The sequence below is a fragment of the Streptomyces sp. BR1 genome (assembly GCF_052373795.1).
Lineage (GTDB): Bacteria > Actinomycetota > Actinomycetes > Streptomycetales > Streptomycetaceae > Streptomyces.
Genome location: NZ_CM126252.1, coordinates 6,818,906 through 6,836,488 on the forward strand (window position 1 = coordinate 6,818,906; position 17,583 = coordinate 6,836,488).

Annotated in this window: 16 protein-coding genes and 1 pseudogene; 5 read left to right on the top strand and 12 right to left on the bottom strand. The window is 67.9% G+C overall.

From position 1 onward, the window contains the following. Nucleotides 1–75 precede the first annotated feature (75 nt). Nucleotides 76–993, top strand: coding sequence for an AraC family transcriptional regulator (locus ACT1U9_RS29995; protein ID WP_444535753.1), 918 nt, complete (start codon nt 76–78; stop codon nt 991–993). A 7-nt stretch (nt 994–1,000) separates the two neighbouring features. Here the strand turns inward: ACT1U9_RS29995 and ACT1U9_RS30000 are convergent, their stop codons facing one another. Then, nucleotides 1,001–3,364 carry a family 20 glycosylhydrolase gene (locus ACT1U9_RS30000; protein WP_444535754.1) on the bottom strand — a complete coding sequence of 788 codons (2,364 nt, stop codon included), beginning with the start codon at nt 3,362–3,364 and terminating at the stop codon, nt 1,001–1,003. Nucleotides 3,365–3,598: 234 nt separating this feature from the next. Here ACT1U9_RS30000 and ACT1U9_RS30005 point away from each other — a divergent pair, with 234 nt between their 5' ends. Next, nucleotides 3,599–5,821, top strand: coding sequence for an RICIN domain-containing protein (locus ACT1U9_RS30005; RefSeq protein ID WP_444535755.1), 2,223 nt, complete (start codon nt 3,599–3,601; stop codon nt 5,819–5,821). 43 nt (nt 5,822–5,864) lie between these two features. Here the strand turns inward: ACT1U9_RS30005 and ACT1U9_RS30010 are convergent, their stop codons facing one another. Then, nucleotides 5,865–6,356, bottom strand: coding sequence for a MarR family winged helix-turn-helix transcriptional regulator (locus ACT1U9_RS30010; RefSeq protein ID WP_444535756.1), 492 nt, complete (start codon nt 6,354–6,356; stop codon nt 5,865–5,867). Nucleotides 6,357–6,464: 108 nt separating this feature from the next. Here ACT1U9_RS30010 and ACT1U9_RS30015 point away from each other — a divergent pair, with 108 nt between their 5' ends. Continuing rightward, nucleotides 6,465–6,839: an HGxxPAAW family protein gene (locus ACT1U9_RS30015; protein WP_444535757.1), complete on the top strand. Its 375-nt coding sequence runs from the start codon at nt 6,465–6,467 to the stop codon at nt 6,837–6,839. An 8-nt stretch (nt 6,840–6,847) separates the two neighbouring features. Here ACT1U9_RS30015 and ACT1U9_RS30020 read toward each other — a convergent pair whose 3' ends face one another. The 4 genes from ACT1U9_RS30020 to ACT1U9_RS30035 all read right to left on the bottom strand — a co-directional run bounded on the left by ACT1U9_RS30020 (nt 6,848) and on the right by ACT1U9_RS30035 (nt 10,179). Beyond that, nucleotides 6,848–7,381, bottom strand: coding sequence for an SRPBCC domain-containing protein (locus tag ACT1U9_RS30020; protein ID WP_444535758.1), 534 nt, complete (start codon nt 7,379–7,381; stop codon nt 6,848–6,850). Further along, nucleotides 7,378–7,698 carry an ArsR/SmtB family transcription factor gene (locus ACT1U9_RS30025; RefSeq protein ID WP_444535759.1) on the bottom strand — a complete coding sequence of 107 codons (321 nt, stop codon included), beginning with the start codon at nt 7,696–7,698 and terminating at the stop codon, nt 7,378–7,380. Before ACT1U9_RS30025 ends, ACT1U9_RS30020 begins: the two co-directional genes overlap by 4 nt. A gap of 63 nt (nt 7,699–7,761) precedes the next feature. Further along, nucleotides 7,762–9,051 carry a cytochrome P450 gene (locus ACT1U9_RS30030; RefSeq protein ID WP_444535760.1) on the bottom strand — a complete coding sequence of 430 codons (1,290 nt, stop codon included), beginning with the start codon at nt 9,049–9,051 and terminating at the stop codon, nt 7,762–7,764. Between the two features lie 153 nt (nt 9,052–9,204). Beyond that, on the bottom strand, nt 9,205–10,179 hold the full coding sequence (locus ACT1U9_RS30035; protein WP_444535761.1) for an ADP-ribosylglycohydrolase family protein: 975 nt from the start codon (nt 10,177–10,179) through the stop codon (nt 9,205–9,207). Nucleotides 10,180–10,469: 290 nt separating this feature from the next. On the opposite strand from ACT1U9_RS30035, the gene ACT1U9_RS30040 reads away from it, so the two are divergent. Continuing rightward, on the top strand, nt 10,470–10,985 hold the full coding sequence (locus tag ACT1U9_RS30040; protein WP_444535762.1) for a GNAT family N-acetyltransferase: 516 nt from the start codon (nt 10,470–10,472) through the stop codon (nt 10,983–10,985). A gap of 48 nt (nt 10,986–11,033) precedes the next feature. Here ACT1U9_RS30040 and ACT1U9_RS30045 read toward each other — a convergent pair whose 3' ends face one another. The 6 genes and pseudogenes from ACT1U9_RS30045 to ACT1U9_RS30070 form a co-directional block, all read right to left on the bottom strand. Beyond that, the gene (locus ACT1U9_RS30045) at nt 11,034–12,056 is read right to left on the bottom strand and encodes a radical SAM protein (RefSeq protein ID WP_444535763.1); all 1,023 of its coding nucleotides are present in this window, start codon (nt 12,054–12,056) and stop codon (nt 11,034–11,036) included. Nucleotides 12,057–12,123: 67 nt separating this feature from the next. After that, on the bottom strand, nt 12,124–12,825 hold the full coding sequence (locus ACT1U9_RS30050; protein ID WP_444535764.1) for a hypothetical protein: 702 nt from the start codon (nt 12,823–12,825) through the stop codon (nt 12,124–12,126). Nucleotides 12,826–12,944: 119 nt separating this feature from the next. Beyond that, nucleotides 12,945–13,140, bottom strand: a pseudogene (locus ACT1U9_RS30055) (IS5/IS1182 family transposase); the annotation flags it as partial. 39 nt (nt 13,141–13,179) lie between these two features. Further along, nucleotides 13,180–13,545 (bottom strand): YrdB family protein, encoded by a 366-nt coding sequence (locus tag ACT1U9_RS30060; protein WP_444535765.1) that lies wholly within the window; start codon nt 13,543–13,545, stop codon nt 13,180–13,182. A 128-nt stretch (nt 13,546–13,673) separates the two neighbouring features. Continuing rightward, nucleotides 13,674–15,185: an alpha/beta hydrolase gene (locus ACT1U9_RS30065; protein ID WP_444535766.1), complete on the bottom strand. Its 1,512-nt coding sequence runs from the start codon at nt 15,183–15,185 to the stop codon at nt 13,674–13,676. Between the two features lie 144 nt (nt 15,186–15,329). Beyond that, nucleotides 15,330–15,800 carry a Crp/Fnr family transcriptional regulator gene (locus tag ACT1U9_RS30070; RefSeq protein WP_444535767.1) on the bottom strand — a complete coding sequence of 157 codons (471 nt, stop codon included), beginning with the start codon at nt 15,798–15,800 and terminating at the stop codon, nt 15,330–15,332. 256 nt (nt 15,801–16,056) lie between these two features. Here ACT1U9_RS30070 and ACT1U9_RS30075 point away from each other — a divergent pair, with 256 nt between their 5' ends. Beyond that, entirely contained in the window at nt 16,057–17,553 is a 1,497-nt protein-coding gene (locus tag ACT1U9_RS30075; protein WP_444535768.1) for a DUF6851 domain-containing protein, read from the top strand. Nucleotides 17,554–17,583 lie beyond the last annotated feature (30 nt).

Consider the following 17,583-nt stretch of genomic DNA (forward strand, 5'->3'; position numbering starts at 1 on the left):
GACCCTCTCAATGCTCATCCGGGTCTTCTGAATACGCATCCGGCTCACATGCGAGACGGGCGATACCCTGCCCGAGTGGATGTGGTGAGTGACGCGATATCGGCTGTACGCATCGGACAGCCCTCCTCCAACAGGGTGCGGGTGAGCGGGACATGGTGTACCCGCCTCACGTCGTACGACGGCGCCGGTTTCCATGTCGTACTGGAAGGCGCCTGCTGGCTGCTGCCCGACGGCGGTGGCCCGCCGGTCACACTCGGGGCGGGTGACGTGGTGCTGCTGCCGCATGGCGCGGGGCATGTGATCGCCGATTCACCGGTGGACGCGGCGGCGGTCGAGCGGGCGATACCGTTCGAGCGATGGCTCGACGGTACGGACGCGGCTCCGGCAGGCAGTGGTGACGTCCAGGTGCTCTGCGGCAAGTACCGCCTCGACCGCAACCGCGTCCACCCGCTGATGGCGGAGCTGCCGCAGGTCGTCCATCTGCCCAACCGTGTCGGCGTCCACCCCGAACTCCGGTCCGCCATCGACCTGTTGGGCGGCGAGGTGGGCGCGGCGCGGCCCGGCGCGTGCATCGCCGTGCCCAGCCTGCTGGACCTCCTGCTCGTCTATATGATCCGGGCCTGGATGGAGGAGAGCACGACCGGGGCCTGGCCGGGCGTCCTCGGCGACCCTGTGGCGGCCGCCGCGCTGCGGGCGCTCCACACGGACCCGGCCGCGCCCTGGACCAGCGACCGGCTGGCCGCCGAGGTGGGCGTCTCCCGCTCCACCCTGACCCGCCGGTTCACCACGCTGGTCGGCAGGGCCCCGATGGCCTATCTCACCTGGTGGCGCCTGACCCGCGCGGCCACCCTGCTCCGCGACACCCCGGACCCCCTGTCCGCCATCGCCCACCACGTCGGCTACGGCACCCCGTACGCGCTCTCCCACGCCTTCAACAGGGAGTTCGGCACGACACCGGGCCGCTACCGAGAGGCAGCGGCCCGGCCGTCATGAGCGAGGGTCAGGCGATCTGCCACTGCTGGAACGCCGAGCCGTTGGAAGGCTGCTGGGTGACGAGGGACCCGTCCGTACCGGAGGCGGTGGTCAGCAGCAGCCCGCTCTTCTTGTCGGCCACCGAGTAGCCGCCGTTGCCGAGCGCGTTGATCTGCCACCGCTGGCTGTCGCCGCCCGTGCAGGTGGCCTGGACGACGGCCGCACCGGCCGAGGTGGAGCCGTCCGCGACGTCCGCGCACAGCTTCGAGGCGCCGTTGACCATGGTGTAGCTGCCGTCCGAGTCGAGGGTCAGCTGCCACTGCTGGTTGGGGCCGCCGTGTGGTGTCCAGGTGATCAGCTGGGTGCCGGACGAGGCGGAGCTCGCCGGGTCGTCGAGCGCCTTTCCACCCGCCGTGAGCGCCCTGGTTCCGCTCAACTGGCCGCCGTACACCTCGAATTCGTACAGCGAATAGCCGTACCCCGTGCCGCGCTGGGTGCCGTACATGCGGATGTAGCGCCCGGCGCCGGACAGGCCGGTGAGGTCCTGTACCCCGCCGGTGCCGCTGGTGGTGGAGTAGAGGGTGCGCCAAGTGGCGGCGTCGTCGGAGACCTGGATCTGGAACGACTTCCCGTACGCCGTCTCCCAGCGCAGCACCACACGCCCGATGTTCTGTGTGCTGCCGAGGTCGACCTGGAGCCACTGCGGGTCGCTGTAGGCGCTTGACCAGCGGGTGCCGGGATCGCCGTCCGTGGCCAGCGCGGCCGGGAAGTTGGGCGTCTCGGTGCTGGAGGCGGTGGTCGGGCGGTTGCGGGCGAGGTTGCCCGGCTGGGCGAGCCCGGGCCAGGCGGGGTTGTGGCCGACGGCGGCCACGATCGGGGTGAAGGCGGCGTAGGTGCTCACCGGCTTCGGCGACCCCCAGGTCTGCTGGGCGAGGGCGCGCAGCGGATACATGATGCCTGAGGCGATCTGGTCCTCGGTCTCGGCGGAGGGGTTGTCGCACCAGACATGGATCAGCGAACCGGGGTTCCTGGCCGGGTCGTCGACGGTGGTGCCGCCCTGGAAGAGGTCCGGGGTCCAGGTCTCGTACATCCACTTGGTGTCGGGTTTGGCGCCCCCGAGGACGTAGTAGGTGGGCGTCCAGGACTCATTGGCGACGGTGTGCCCGGCCGCCGCCAACTGCTCCGGTGTGAGGCCGTAGTTGTACCAGTACTCGACCACGATGTCGGCGTTTGGAGTGATCGTGCCGTCGCCGGACTTGATCCCGTCGTTCCACATCCGGGTGGTCTTGCCGCCCGCCCGCACCAACGCGTCGGCCCAGTTCACATACCCGTAGTAGGTGTCCTTGGCGGTGGCGTTCGCGCCGTAGTGGGCGCGGGCGTAGCTGAGCAGCTGGGGGTACTGGCTGTAGTCGGTGACGTATTCGTCCGCGCCGATGTGCCAGTACGTGGCGGGGAACAGCGGCAGATACTCGTTGATCAGGTCCTTGATCAGGGTATACGAGCCGGGCAGCGAGAGGTCGATGAAGTCGGCGCTGGCACTGCCCGAGCTGTTCTTGAGCTTGAGCTCGGGGTGTGCGGCCAGGATCGCGTTCATATGGCCCGGGGTGTCGATCTCGGGGACCAGGGTGACGTGGTATTTCCGCCCGAGTGCGACGAGGTCGGCGATGTCCTGCTTGGAGTAGTGGTCGGTGGAGACGATCTCCGGGTGGGTGGAGCTTTCGAGCCGGAAGCCGTACGTGTCCGAGAGATGGAAGTGGAAGTAGTTGAGCTTGAGGTAGGCCAGCTCCTTGATGTGCTGCTTCACCCAGGACACCGTGAAGAACTTCCGCCCCTGGTCGATCATGAGCCCGCGCTCGGGCTTGGTCGGCCAGTCCGCCGCCGTCCCGGCCGGTACCGAAGCCGACTGGTGGAGCAGTTGGAGGACCGTACGGGTCCCGTAGAAGACACCGGTGGCGGTTCCGCCCTGGATGGCGAGAGTCTGACCCACCGTCATCCGATAGCCCTCGGCGGGCAGACTGCTGTCACCGAGGGTGAGTGCGATGTCGCCGGTGCTCGCGGTCCCCGTGGCGACGGCCACGGTACGTCCGGTCAGCGCCGACAGATCGTCGGCCAACGTGCTTGCCTCACCGCCCAGTTGGGCTGAGTAGGCGGGATCGACGACGATCCGGCTGGTGGCGGTGAAGGTGTACGCACCGGATGTGGCCGCCCACTGCCGTAGCGCAGGAACGGTCTGTGGCGCCGACGGGGCGGCCGCGTGCGCGGGGCCGGCGGCGACGGCGGGTGAGGAGAGGGTGGGCAGGGCGAGGGCGGCCACCGTGCAGACGGCGGCGATCAGCAATCTGAGCAGGCGCTTCGCGTGCGGTGGTGCCGGGTGCGAGGGTGGACGCGGCATCGTGCCTCCAGCCAGGTCAGGGCCGCAGGGGATCGGCGCACAAGTGCAGCGCAGTGCCGCGTTCATGTCAAGAGATGACGGCAATGCCGCTGGAACGAGCACAAACGCGCAGCCGAGGGGCGGCGGTGACCGTGAAGAAAACCCAAGACGCCATGACGAAAACACATGTACTCCGGCTCCTCGCGAGCGGTGGGATCGGGCAATGACCGCTCGGGGTGAACTCGGAGGACAACCATGGCTCTTCATCGCGTGAAAAGAGCGCTCGCGGCCACGGCCGCAGCGGTCTCGGTGATCGTCGCGGGCCTCGCGGCCCCGGCGTCGGCGACCGTACCAGCCGCGACCTACACGATCTCGGTCGGCTCGGTCAGCCCGTACGCGTATCCCACCGACACACCCGCCTCCTCGTACATCGACAAGGACGGCACGTTCTACTTCCAGCAGTCCGCCGCCCTCTATGGCTCCACGGAGCCCCGGTACTGGGACTTCTACACCGGCACGGACTTCGACGACGCCAAGCGGTCGAGCGCGATCAGCAACGCGGTGAACCCCGCCAACTCCAGCGACCGCAACAACGACACGACCTGGCGCTGCAACAACAGCCCGACCGGAGTCGGGGCGACGTCGGCGGGGTCGGGCTCGGGCTACTCCCAGAAGAACTTCTGCGACCTGGTGGGGGTGTGGGTCGACCCGGACACGGGGGACTGGTACGGCCTGGTGCACAACGAGTTCACCCCGCAGCCGTTCGGCGACGGGCTGCACTACGACGCGATCGACTACGCGGTGTCGAAGAACCAGGGCAAGGTGTGGACCATCCTGGGCCACGCGATCACGTCCCCGTACAGCACGTCCCGCAACGACTCGTCGGCCTTCCCGAACCAGACGTACGACTACGGCGACGGCGACCAGCGGCTCTTCGTCGACCCGGCGTCGGGCTACTTCTACGTCTACTACGGCTCGCGGATCGTCCCCAAGGGCGGCGTCGGCGGCAGCACCGGCGGTCTTGCGCATGTCGCACGGGCGCCGATCTCGTCGAAGATGGCGACCGGCTCCTGGTCGAAGTGGTACGACGGATCGTGGTCGCAGCCCGGTGTCGGTGGTCTGGAGAGCAACATGGTTCCGGCGACCTCGGCCAATCCGACGGGCTACACGCCGGTCTCCCACGACTACAACCCCGCGAACAGCGGGACCGTCGACCAGCAGGTCGCGGCGGGCCAACTCCCCGCCAAATCAGACCTGTTCATCATGAACATCGCCTACGACGCCCACCTCGGCCTGTACATCGGCGAGCCCGAGGTCGTCTCCGGCACGGCGCCGCAGCGCTTCTATGTGACCGACGACCTCTCCACCCAGAAGTGGTCCCTGATCGGCGACTCGGGCAGCTACACCTCCGGGTCCTGGTACCGCTGGCTCGTCGACGGTGCGAACAGGACCAACTCGACCATCATCGGCAAGACGTTCCGCTCGTACTGCTCCATCGCGTGCGCCCACTCCGACGGCGAGTACGCCAACATCACGGTGGGATCGTCCGCGCCTGCCGCGTCCCCCGTCGACCCGAGCCGGACCTACGTCATCGGCAGCGGATCGGGCCGAGTCCTCGCCCAGGTTTCGGGCAGTACGGCAACCGCATCGGTGCCGAGCGCGACCGGCTCGACCTTGCAGACCTGGAGTTTCACGGGCAACGGCGACGGTTCGTACCGGATCACCAACACCGCCACCGGGCAGCTCCTCGGTGTCGACTCAGGCTCGACGGCCGACCGTGCGTGGGCGACCAAACCGTACGTCACCGCGCCGGGATCCGGTGGCGCCACCGTCGGGCAGCAGTGGTTCATCGTGCCGAACGTGTCCTCCATCGGTGTACGGAGCGGTACGTATCGGCTCGTCAACCGGTACAGCGGGTTGGTTCTCGGTATGTCATCGGACACGACTCGGCTCGCCGAGACCACCCCGAACCGGAGCTGGACCAACACGACCGGCAACGTCGTCGGTGGATCGCGGACCGCCGCCGAGCAGACGATGACCTTCACCGCGTCCGGGACGAGCGGCGGCAACCTGAACGGCACGCACACGATCTCCGTCTCCGGTAAGGCTCTTGACGACCCCAACTGGTCGAAGGCCACCGGTGTTCAGCTCGTCACCTGGTCGCTGAACGGCGGCCAGAACCAGAACTGGAACTTCACCCAGCAGCCCGACGGCTCGTACACCCTCGTCAACGCGTACGCGAACCTGTGCGCCGATGACAACGGCGGCTTCACCGCACCCGGTACTTCCGTGATCCAGTGGACCTGCACCGGCGCCGACAACCAGCACTGGAAGGTGACGCGACTCGGCTCCGGCGCCTACACGATCGCCAATGTGCACAGCGGTCTGCTGGTGACGACGTCGTCGACTTCCGACGGCGGTCTCGTGACGCAGCAGGCCGACACGAACGCGGCGTCGCAGCACTGGACGATCAGCTGACGAGTCCCTAACGGCCCAGCGCGGCGCAGCAGTTGACGTTGAGTCAGCTCGCTGCGCCGCTTTCGCGGATCTCCTCCAGTGACACCTGCATCGCCGCCCTCGCCCGCGTGAACCAGTCCGCCATCACGGCGATCTCGTCCGGGGTGTAGTCCTCGAACAGCGTGCAGAGACGCTCGTAGAACGGTGTGTAGACCGCCATCACCCGCGCCTGCGCGGTCTCCTCCATCACCACATGCACCCGGCGCCGGTCGTTCGGGTCGGCCTGGCGGCGGGCGTAGCCGGTCTTCTCCAGCCTGTTCAGTACGCCGGTCACGGCACCGGTGGTGAGGCGACCCTGTTCGGCGAGGTCGCCGGCCGTGAGGTTCTTGCCGGCCATCGCGGCCTCGATGATGAAGCCGAGGCAGGTGAGGTCGGTGACGTTGAGCCCGAGCCGCGCGGCGATGTCCTGCTGTCCGAAGTTCGCGAGCGCGATCATGCGGTCCATCGCGAAGAGCGCCTGCTCGTACGTGGCGTCCGGGCGCGGCTTGCCATCCACCGACTGACTCCTTAGCATCTAAGTTACTTAGATCGTGAGATAAAACGCTGCGCCACCGCTCTGCCCTGCGGCAGCCGGCGGCAGGAACCATCACATCAAAGGAGCGGCATGAGTGCACATGGCGACCACGACATGGGTCATACGGTCGCGGGTTGGACCGGCACCGCCCTGGTCCTCACCGGAACCGTAGGCGTCGGCGCGGGGTTGGCGGGCGACTCGGCGGCAGGGCTGTGGCTGGGCTGGTCGGTCGTCGCCCTCGGGCCGCTCGCCAGTTGGGTGTTGCACTTGACGGGCTGGGGCAAGCCCACCGGGACGCGCCCGATGGCCGACCGTCACTGGCGCACCCGCGACACCGCCGCGCGGCATGGCCACCCCGACTGCCTCGGCTGCCGCATGGCGGGGCGACGGCCTTCTGCAGGTGAGGCGGCTCGGTCGGTTCCCGCTCAGGTGCAGGTCGCCGAGCGGGCACGGGTCCGCACCTGACCTGCTGCTCAGTGCCCGGCCGGAGGGCCCTCCTGGGGGCCGAGCTCCGGCTCGAACGCGGCGACGTACCGGTCGAAGAAGGCCTTCCAGGCGCCGTCGGCGGAGGTCTCGCCGGTCAGCCGGGCGAGGCAGACCTGCCAGCCGGCCGCGTTACGGGCGGCGGCCGCCGGATCCAGCTCGTCGGTGAACACCAGCCGGGTGCGGCCGCCCGGTTCGGGCGTCAGGGCGAAGCGGAGGGTCTCCTCGCCCCAGGTGTAGGCGAGGAGCCGGGGCTCGTCGACTTCGAGGACGGTCCCGGCGAGGGTGGGTGCCCCGTCGCCCGCGAACGGGAAGCTGATCGCGGCGCCCGGCTTCCAGGCGTCGGCGATGACATCGCACGGGAACCACGCCTTGAGCTCCTCGCGATCGGTGATCGCGCGCCAGACCGCCTCGGGTGGCTGGGCGAGGACCCGCTCGAACCGGAGGACCGGGCGGGCTCCGTCCGTACTCAGGGTGCCGTCGGCGGGGGTGCCTTCTGTGTTCGGGGTGATGGAGTCGTTCATGATGCTCCTTCTTCCAGATGGCGTTCGAGCCGGTCCAGACTCGCGCTCCACAGCTTTCGGTACGGGGCGAGCCAGGCGTCGAGCGCGGCCAGCGGTTCCGGGTGTATGCGGTACAGCCGCCGCTGCGCGTCGACCCTGACCTCCACGAGCCCGGCGTCGCGGAGGGTGCGCAGGTGCTTGGAGACGGTCGGCTGTGCCAGCCCCAGTGCGTCGACCAGCTCGCCGACCGGCCGCTCGCCGTCCTTGAGGAGGTTGAGGATGCGTCGCCGGTTGGGCTCGGCGAGCACTTCGATGACGTCGCTTGCGGGGGTGTGCATGCAGCAAATATACCTGCTGGGCTATATGTCTGCAAGGGCATGTAAGCAGCCGACTCGTGGTCGTCAGCGCAGAAACACGGGCAGGGCCTCGACCCCGTAGACGATCGACAGCTTCCGGAACCGGATGTCGTGCGGCTCGATGGCGAGGCGCATGGCCGGGAAGCGGCGTAGCAGCGCGGGATAGGCGATGCGCAGCTCCATCCGCGCCAGCTCGGCGCCGATGCAGCGGTGGATGCCATGGCCGAAGGCCAGATGGGAAGGGTGAGCGGAGGCGCGCCGAGTCGGATCGAACCCCTGGGCCCCCGACCCGAGGGAATGATCGCGGTTGGCACCGCTGAGGGAGCACACCACGACATCCCCCTTCTTCATCGTCACTCCGCAGATGTCGATGTCGTGGCGGACGAATCGCGGGAACGCGACCTGCACCACCGACAGATAGCGCAGCAACTCCTCGACCAGCCGGTCGACTTCAGGTCCGCCCGCCTCGCCTTGGCTCAGCCGGAGGTGTACGGGGTTGCTGAGCAGGGCGACGGTGCCGAGGGCCAGCATGCTGGCTGTCGTCTCCAGTCCGCCGGTGAGTACGCCGTCGGCCAGTCCGGCGAGTTCCCGGTCGCTGATCTCGTCGCCGTGCTCGCGCACCAGCGTGCCGAGCAGTCCGTCACCCGGTGACTCGCGCTGCTCCCGCACGAGATGCATGAGATGGGACAAGGACGTCGACGCCGCACGCAATACGTCGTCCGGTTCGCCGGACACATCGAAGTGCGCCACGCTCAACCGCTGGAACTCGGGGCTGTTCGCGTGCGGCACTCCGAGCAGTTCGCAAATCGTCAGAGCGGGTACGGGCAGGGCGAAGGCCCGCATGAGGTCAACGGGCCCTGTGTGCTCAGCCATGGCGTCGAGTTGCCCCTCGACGATCTCCTGGATCCGCGGGGCGAGCCGTCCGAGCCTGCGCATGGTGAACTCCGGCGTCAGCAGCCGCCGAAGCCTCGTATGGTCGGGCGGGTCGCTGAACCCCAGGCCACCGGGATTAGTCCCCGCGTCGAGCCCGGCCCGCTCCACCAGCCGCGAGTAGTCATTGCTGACCGCACCCGCCGCAGCGAGAACCGCCTTCACCTCGTCATACCCGGTCACCAGCCAGGCGCTCACCCCGAACCACCGCGCCGCCCTGACCACCGGCGCGTCCTCCCGCTCCCGGTCCAAGTCCGCGACGGGCTCCAGCCCGTCGCGCCGTAAGGCCATCGACAACGAGTCGGGAAGCAGAGTCTCACCGGAACCACCGCCGCCCCTTCGGCGGACTCGCGCAAGATAGATACGGGCCAGCTGGGCGGTGACGAGGGAACGGAAGTTCCTCATAAACGGACCCTATCGCTCGGGTGATGGACGCCACCCAAGATCCTGGATGTTCAGCGGGCCGATTAGTGACGCCCGAAGAACGACAACCCGATCGGGCCACGGGGGCTCGCGCCCTCGTGTGCCGCTCGGGAGTGTGACGGGGCTCCCGCCAAGTCAGCCAGTAGGAACAGGAGTTGGGTCATCCCGGGAGAAGGGGGACTCGGTATCGAGGCGGTGTGCGAGGTCCAGCAGTTCCGGCAACCGCAGCACCCGGCCGTCGAATCCGGGCAGGGGGACATGGAGCGGATCGGTCCAGCGGACCGGGATGGCATCGAGTCCGTAATACCCACCGGCCAGGCCTCCTGTGACGGCGGCCACGGTGTCGGTGTCGCCGCCGAGGTCGATCGCGGCACGGATCGCATCCTCGAAGCTCGCGGTGGTGCGCAGAGCCCAGACGGCGGAGCCGAGGCAGGGCCAGACGGCGCCGTTGGACTCGGTGGCCTGGTCCGGGTGCCAGCTGGGGGCGAGGACCGAGGCGTATCGGGGCCGGTGCTCGGGATGGACGAGATCCCGGGTGGCGGGCAATGCGGCCAGGGGGTCGCCGCCGTCCAGAGCGACGCGTACGAGTTCATGGAAGATCGCGGTGCCTTCCCACGCGGCGCGGTCGCCGTGGGTGAGGACGGCGATGCGGCGGGCCGCGTCCATCGTGGTGTGCCGGCCGGCACGGGCGAAGTGGACAGCTGATGTCGACGCCCGCATCAGTGAACCATTGCCCGCCGCTCGGGTGTTCACCTGGAAATGCACGCCGGCCGCCAGGTCCCAGGGCATGCCGTTGGTCAGGACGTCCTCGGTCTGCAATCCGATGTCCTTGGGCTCGGACGCCGCCCAGCGCTGGAAGCGGGCGAAGACGTCCGGCGGATCCAGCCCGCCCCGCTCAAGCAGCGACTCGGCCACCTGGACGGCCATTTGGGTGTCGTCCGTCGCTTCGCCGGGATCCCAGCCACCGCCTCCGCGCATCTCACTGTCCGTGCCCTGCCGGGGAAAGCGTGCGGAGAACGCGCCTTGCGGGCCGAACTCGAAAGGGCCCCCGAGCGCGTCGCCCACCGCCGAACCGATGACGGCGCCGGCCGTCCGCTGCGTACGCTCCACCAGCGCAGGCTATCGACAAACGCCCAGGAAATTCGAAGGAAGAAGGCCCAGGCGCTGTGCTACGTTCGGCGCGTTCGTACGGTTTCCGATGAGTCGGATGAGGATGAAGGGGAGGTGGGGTTGATGACCGTGCTCAAGGCCGCTGCGGCGAGTCGTGCCCGGAACGACCTTGCGTCCCGGGTGATGGTCTGACGTAGCCGTACCGCCTCGTGCGGAGCGTGAGCTCGCGAGGCCGTCCGCGTACACACCCCACCACACGAACCTCACATGAAACGGATCCTCATCCCGTCATGCGTACACACAAGAACTGGATCACGCGCGCCGAGACCGGTGCCGATGTTCCTGCCATCCGTGAGATCACTCTCGCCGCGTTCGAGAAGCCGTATGAAGCCGATCTCGTCGATGCGTTGCGGGGCGACGGCTCCTGGATCGACGGGTTGTCCGTCGTCAGCGTCGACGACGATGGTGAAGTCGTCGGGCATGCGCTGCTGACCCGGTGCCACATCGATGACACCCCGGCCCTGTGCCTGGCGCCCGTGTCCGTACGGCCCGAGTGCCAGCGGACCGGTGCCGGGTCGGCCGCGATCCGGGCCGCGTTGAAGGCCGCGGCGGATCTGGGCGAGCATTACGTGGTCGTCCTCGGGCACCCGGCGTACTACCCGCGCTTCGGCTTCACCCGGGCCTCCACGTACGGCATCGGCCTGACGGTCGAGGTCCCCGACGAGGCCATGATGGCCATGACCCTCGACGAGTCCCACCCGCTGCCGAGCGGCACCGTCCACTACCCGGCGCCGTTCGGGATTTAGGAGGCGCTTCGATGGGTCTGGGCACAGACCCATCGAAGCGGAGCGGGTTCAATTGGGCATGGGTGTGTGCAGCGCGTCCGCGACGGCCTGCGGTACATGGATCTCGTCGAGCCACGCAGATCGGAGTACTTCCGCGATTGCCTCTTCCCAGTGATCGAGGATGACCTGCCGAACGGCATCATCGTGGTACAAGCGATGGCAGAACTGACAGTGGTGGGCGTAACGGCCTTCCCAGGTGATTTCGGGATTGTGGCGCGCTGCCCAGGCGACGATTCGCTCTGGCCCCTCGTAGTGGATCCACAGCTTGAGAAGATCCTCCTCGGACTCCGTGATCGCACGACGCAGGAAGTTCGGTTGATCCACGTTACTCACACTGAGTTCGGGGATGGTTCTCATGCCGAGGCCGCAGCAGGCGCCGATTCTTCCATCGGCCTGCACGGTATAGGTCTGCAGGATGCTGTCGCACCCTGGGCGCCTTCCGATGTTGCGCCGGTCTACGGCAGCGCCCGCTGGATATCGGTGGGTGGAGCTGTGGCTCATGGGCATCCACGGGCTGAACTCGACCGAGAGAAACTCAAGCTGCTCGGGGTCGAGCGCAGCGACCAGTGGGTGCTTCAGCACCGCGTCCCGGGTGACACTGTTATCGCTTTTGAGCTCGACCATGACATGAACTCGAAAGGCACGCTCACAGGCGGCCACGATGGCGTGTGCGACGCGGTCGATGGGTACGAACTTGACGTGCTCGTCACCCGTGCTGTAGTTGATCTCTGATAGACCCGCATCGATGAGTAGCCCGAGCTTCTTGCGCGCAGTGTCGAGATCGCGTGCCCAATGAGCATTGGTTACGAGACGGACTGGGAAGCCGAGATCCCTCGCATGGCTGATGCCGCGGAGAAGGTCCTTCCACCGCAATGTGGCTTCCCCGCCGGTGAAGACAACGTTGTAGAAGCCCAGGTCCTTTGCTTCGTCGATGGCAGAGATGATGTGGTCGGATTCGAGCCGTGTCCGCTCTTGCGGGCTGGACAGTGTGCCGCAGTCGGAGCATGCCGCCGGGCAGGTGAATGTCGGCATGACGGACAGCGTCCGTGGTCCGCGATACACGTGTCGCTGTGGTCCCAGCTGATCCTCGCGGGTTGCTTCAGTCGGCATGTTCGGAGCCACCTTGGACGGGAGTCGTGCCCAGAACGCCAGCCTCACGCAGCTCGGTGGCATGGCGGACCAGCGCATCGATTGTCACGCGCACGTAAGGCGAGCCGTAGATGCCCGCGGCAGCGGAATTCTCTCGGGTTCGGACTTCTGTAGGGTGCCCCTCGGTGCTGGGCCCACCGGTGTGGTCGAACTCTGACGAATGCTGGAACGATTGGATTTGGTGGAGCCCTTCCGCCTGATGATCGGTCGGAAAAGCGAAGCCGCTCGCGAAAATCGAGCTGCTGGTGATGAAGGTTTCATCGGCGCGGCCGGGGGAGTTCCGAGGTGTTGCGGAATTTCTGATCAGCTTCAGGATGGCGTGGTCACCGCCGTGATCGACCACCGCACGACTGAAGTCGACCCCGAAAGTCCGGCGAGAGGGCGGTTCGCCTTGGTGCTCTTGTGCGTACTTCTGCAGCCACTCCAGTAGTGGTCGATTCGAGAGTACGGCGTACACCAATTGGTTTGTGGCGGACGCCTCCTGTGGCGGTAGCTGTACACCCTCGGTGTAAGTGGCCAGCACTTGTGCCGGATCTTTCACGAATCGCTCACGCAACTCGGCGTCTATTGACATCGCCTTGAAGAGTTCATCCACGCGATCGGTGATTCCCGGACGGTGCAAAATCAACGGTTCGCGAACATCAGCACTCATTTGGCAACCTAACGAAAGGTGGCGGACGGGTAGCCCAACGTTACGCTCAGGGCAAACCGGCTGCCCATCTGCAATCCGCCAAATGGACCGATCGGCGTCTCTAAAGCGTGTTGCCCAAGGCCGGTAACTGGCAGGTTGGAGGCGGCGGTGGATCGGTTCTGGTCTTGGGTGTATGCGTCCACGATGACCTGCACGTTTGCCGAGAAACGGTAGTCGCGGCTGGAAGCGGCCACGTTCCCGGTCGCGGCCCGGGACCAGCGTGTCGTCCACGATCCAAGGCCGCTCTGCGGCATCGGCCGGGCGGGAGACCGACTCGTCGGTGCCTTCAACGCCGCGCCAACGCGTGTGTCGTGGTCAGCGCCCCAGGTGCATCCGGGCGCGCCGGTCCAGCGTCGCCACGGTGGTGTTCAGCAGGGCCACGGCCGCGAAGGCGATGGCCAGGGTGTGGTGGCCGACGGTGTACAGCCCGGCCACGGCGGCGGCGAACACCAGCGCCTTCACGGTCAGAACGCCCGCCAAGGGGACGGGGATTCGTGCCTTGGGCGCGGCGAACAAACCCCACACCACAGCCGCCGCCCCCGGCGCGGCGACCGCGAGCAACAGGCTCACGGCGGTGTTCCCGCCCGTCCGGTACCCCCACCACGCGAGTGCGGCCAGTGCGCACAGTTCCAGGAGGAACGCCGATCCCTCGTTGAGGACGTGCAGGGGTCTGGGCAGCATCGCGCGGTCCTTCCGTACGGTGGCGAGCCACGTGAACAGAACGCGCCATTAGAACAGAACGCGCCAGCCGAGGAGAACCGGTTCGGCCGACGGGTTTTCGGCAGGCACCCCGTCGCCCCCGTCGTCGCTCAACCTCCGCACGTCGTGTCCCTCGCCGGAAGCCTCCCCTCCGCCAGGTAGTCGTCGACCGTCTTCTTCGCGCAGGGGCTGTGGTCGGAGAGGTACACGGTGTGGACGCGGACGGGTACGGTCACCAGGCGCGAGCCGCGCATCGCGCGGTGCATGCCAAGGCCCTCCTCGTACGGGGCATGGGTGTCGCCGGTGGCCTGGATCTGGAGCGCCGGGACGTCGTTGTCGATCCTCGTCGGCTTCTCGCGCGGCTTCTCCTTCCAGAACGCGCAGGGAGTGGGGCCGTTGTGCATCGGGCCGAACACCGGCTGCGTGGGCCGGGCCCGTTCGATGGCCGTGCGGTACCACTCGGGGTCGCGGGGCATGGTGACATCGCCGCACAGCACCGCGAGTGTGGCCGACAGATCGATGTCGGCGCCGGTGCCCTGCGGATGGAACATGAGGGTCAGCAGCTCACGAAGCTCCGGGGTCGCCTCGACCGGTTTGCCGTCGGCCGCGTCCAGCAACTGCCGCAGCGCGCCCGCGTATTGCGCGTTTTCGGCTTCGTCGGTACCGAAGGCGAAGAGTGCGTACGGCAGCATGTAGCCGTCCAGCCGGAACCCCGCGATCGGGATCGGCTTCGCCTCCGCGCGACGGACCAGCCCCTCGATGGTGGCCCGGACGGCCGCCGGGGTGGCGCCCAGACGGTACTCGGCATCATGGCGCGCGGCCCAGCCGGCGAAGTCGTCGATCGCCCGCTCGTTCGCCGGGCCCATGTCCTGCATCATCCGCATCCCGTACCTGACCGGGTCGAGCGAGCTGTCGAGGACCAGCCGGTCCACCCGGCCCGGGAACATCTGCGCATACGTGGCACCCAGGTAGGTCCCGTACGACTGCCCGAAGAACGAGGTCTTCCGCTCGCCCAGCACACTGCGCACGAGGTCCATGTCACGGGCGGTATTGCGGGTGGTGAAGTAGGGGAGTACGTCGGGGTATTTGCTCCAGCAGGCGGTGGCGTCGTTCTTCGCGAGGCGCCAGCTCTCGTCGAAGCCCGCCCGGGTCGTGCCCACCGACCGCAGCCAACTCGCCCGATTCAGACCGCAGTTCAGCGGACTGCTCTCGCCGACCCCACGGGCGTCCATCCCGATGACGTCGTACGCGGCCGCCACCTCGGGTGACATCTTCTGCCGCAGGTCGGACGGCAGACTCAGGCCACGAGCCCCGGGGCCGCCGGGGTTGGTCTGGAGGATGCCCCGCCGCTTCACCGAGCTGGTGGCTTTGATGCGGGAGATCGCCAGATCGAGGGTGCGGCCCTGGGGCCGGGCGTAGTCCAGCGGCACTTTGAGCGTTGCGCACTCGGTGCCGCTCTCGGTGAGCTGCGCATCCTTGCATGCGGTCCACTCCAGCGGTTGGTGGCGGAACCGGTCGAGGTCGTCGGGCGCGGCGGCCTTCGCAGTGGTGCCCGGTGCTAATCCGGTGGCGACGGCGGCGAGCGCCAGCGTGAGTACGGCGCGGGCTTTGCTGTGTCCCATGTCCTCATGCTAGGGACGGCCCGGCCCGCACCCCAGGAGGCAGACCCCCGGGTCCGACGGTGCATGGCCGGGGGCCTGCCGGGGGTTTCTGCCCGGTGGACCACCGGCACGCATGATTACGGTGAGTAGCGGAAGGTGTACGAGTCAGAGCAGGTTCTGGCTGCCACTGCCGTACGGGCCGTACAGATCCAGCAGCCGGATGCGGGCCGCGTGCAGGCGGTGGGCGAGGACGCGGCCCACCCAGGAACCGATCGCGGCGGCGAACGCGGGGTCGTCGTCCATCATCGTCCGCACGGTCGCCGCGTCGAACTCGTGCGTACGGACCGGTGTCATCGCCTCGGCGCCCAGCTGCCACACGAAGGGGCGGAACATCCAGGACCAGCCGACCAGTTCACCGGAGCCCAGTTGCTCGATCACGGCCGGGCGTCGGCCGGGGATGTGCATGTCGAGCGTGATGGTGCCGGAGCGGACGATCCAGAACCGGTCGGCGTGACCGCCTTCGTTGAAGATCCGCGTCCCGGCGGGGTGATTCACCTCGCGGGCGATGTCCATCAGGCGCTCGCGGTATTCGGTCGGCAGCGCGGTGGTGATCGAGGGAAGCGCAGGGCTGCTCATGGACAACCTCCTTGTTCGAGTCCCCTTTCAGTGTCGCCCAGGAGGCGCTCACGCGCGGGTGCGACCGGTGGGGGCCGCGCGGCCCGGGCGTCTTCGCGGGGCGAAACGTGGTTGGACGTACACCGTCAAGTCGACCGGATCCCGAGGCACCGCGAATGGTCGCAGGCTCTACCGTGCCTTCGTTGGCCAAATCCCTACGAAGGGAGATTGACCCATGAGGAAGCGAAGGCGGCTGAGGCGGCCGGGATCTCTACGGTTGGCGGCCACCTGCAGCGCGGTCCTGTTGTTCGGGACGTCCGCCGGCCTCGCGTCGGCCGACCCGGCCTCCGGCGCCCCCGGCGCACAGCGCAACCCCGCCGCACAGCGCACGGCGCAGTCGTTCGACTTCGACACCGGCAACGCCGCGCTCGAAGTGGTCTACCCGGCGCTCCAGCAGCAGGAGAGGGCGGCGATCTCGCGGGACGGCTCCGATATCACGCTCATCGTCGACTACGGCATGCTGCTTGAGATCTCCTGGTTCGACTCCATCGCGCCGTACCACGACACAGCGGTGGGCATCTACTCGAACCTGGGCCGCCGCCCGGCGGCCGAGCGCACCACCCGGAACCGGAACATCGCGGTTCTCTACGCGTCCTACCGCGTCTTCACCGCCCGTATCCCGCAGGCCGCGGCGGCCTGGCGGTCGATGATGACCTCGGTCGGCCTGGACCCCGACGACCACCAGGAGAACACCCGGACCGCGATCGGCTTCGGCAATCTCGCGGCCCGGCGCGTCATGCAGGCCCGGTACCACGACGGTATGAACCGGTTGGGCGACGAGGGCGGGAGCCAACAGGCGCCGTACGCGGACTACACCGGATACGAGCCGGTCAACACCGCGTATGAGCTGCGCGACCCGTCACGCTGGCAGCCTGCCCTCGTTCCCCGGGGCGACGGCACCTTCGAGGCGCAGAAGTTCGTGACCCCGCAGATGCGTCTGGTCACACCGTTCACCTATGACGACCCGGGCCGGTTCCATGTGCCGCCACCGGTCGACAGCAACTACCACAACCGGCGGGCGTACAAGAAGCAGGCCGATGAAATCCTCGCGGCCTCTGCAGAGTTGACGGATCGTCAAAAGATGGCCGCCGAGATGTTCGGCGACAAGTTCATCGCCCTCGCGGAAGTCCCGGGGGTGGCCGCGGTCAAGGCCGGGCACCTGGACGTCCAGGGGTTCGTGCAGTTCATCGCGACCATCGAGATCGCGTTGTTCGACACCACGATCGTCGTGTGGAACGAGAAGACGCGCTACGACTCGGTACGGCCGTTCAGTGCGATCCGCTACCTCTACGGCGACACACCGGTGACCGCCTGGGGCGGTCCGGGCAAGGGAACCGTGGACGACATCACGGGGAACCAGTGGCAGAGCTATCTGCCGGTCACCAACCACCCCGAGTACCCGTCCGCCTCGACGGCCGCCTGCTATGCGTACGCGCAGGCGGCGCGGCTCTTCCTCGGCAGCGACACCATCGGTATCTCCATTCCGCGGAAGGCGGGTTCGTCGCACATCGAACCGGGCGTCACACCGGCGCACGACCTCACGCTGACGTATGACACCTGGACCGACTACGCCGCGACCTGCGGCCAGTCGAGGGTGTGGGCCGGGGTGCACTTCCCGTCCGCCGTCAAGGCGTCGTCGAAGCTGGGCCCGCAGTTCGGCACGCGGGCCTACGCGTTCGTCCAGCGCCACATCGATCCGCACCGCACGAAGTAGGCCCCCGGCCGGCACCGCCGCTGTGGTGTG

Bases quoted from the DNA above. Each gene is read 5' to 3' on its own strand.
- ACT1U9_RS30000 (WP_444535754.1), bottom strand. From the start codon at position 3,364: ATGCCGCGTCCACCCTCGCACCCGGCACCACCGCACGCGAAGCGCCTG.
- ACT1U9_RS30005 (WP_444535755.1), top strand. From the start codon at position 3,599: ATGGCTCTTCATCGCGTGAAAAGAGCGCTCGCGGCCACGGCCGCAGCG.
- ACT1U9_RS30015 (WP_444535757.1), top strand. From the start codon at position 6,465: ATGAGTGCACATGGCGACCACGACATGGGTCATACGGTCGCGGGTTGG.
- ACT1U9_RS30020 (WP_444535758.1), bottom strand. From the start codon at position 7,381: ATGAACGACTCCATCACCCCGAACACAGAAGGCACCCCCGCCGACGGC.
- ACT1U9_RS30025 (WP_444535759.1), bottom strand. From the start codon at position 7,698: ATGCACACCCCCGCAAGCGACGTCATCGAAGTGCTCGCCGAGCCCAAC.
- ACT1U9_RS30030 (WP_444535760.1), bottom strand. From the start codon at position 9,051: ATGAGGAACTTCCGTTCCCTCGTCACCGCCCAGCTGGCCCGTATCTAT.
- ACT1U9_RS30040 (WP_444535762.1), top strand. From the start codon at position 10,470: ATGCGTACACACAAGAACTGGATCACGCGCGCCGAGACCGGTGCCGAT.
- ACT1U9_RS30045 (WP_444535763.1), bottom strand. From the start codon at position 12,056: ATGCCGACATTCACCTGCCCGGCGGCATGCTCCGACTGCGGCACACTG.
- ACT1U9_RS30050 (WP_444535764.1), bottom strand. From the start codon at position 12,825: ATGAGTGCTGATGTTCGCGAACCGTTGATTTTGCACCGTCCGGGAATC.
- ACT1U9_RS30060 (WP_444535765.1), bottom strand. From the start codon at position 13,545: ATGCTGCCCAGACCCCTGCACGTCCTCAACGAGGGATCGGCGTTCCTC.
- ACT1U9_RS30065 (WP_444535766.1), bottom strand. From the start codon at position 15,185: ATGGGACACAGCAAAGCCCGCGCCGTACTCACGCTGGCGCTCGCCGCC.
- ACT1U9_RS30070 (WP_444535767.1), bottom strand. From the start codon at position 15,800: ATGAGCAGCCCTGCGCTTCCCTCGATCACCACCGCGCTGCCGACCGAA.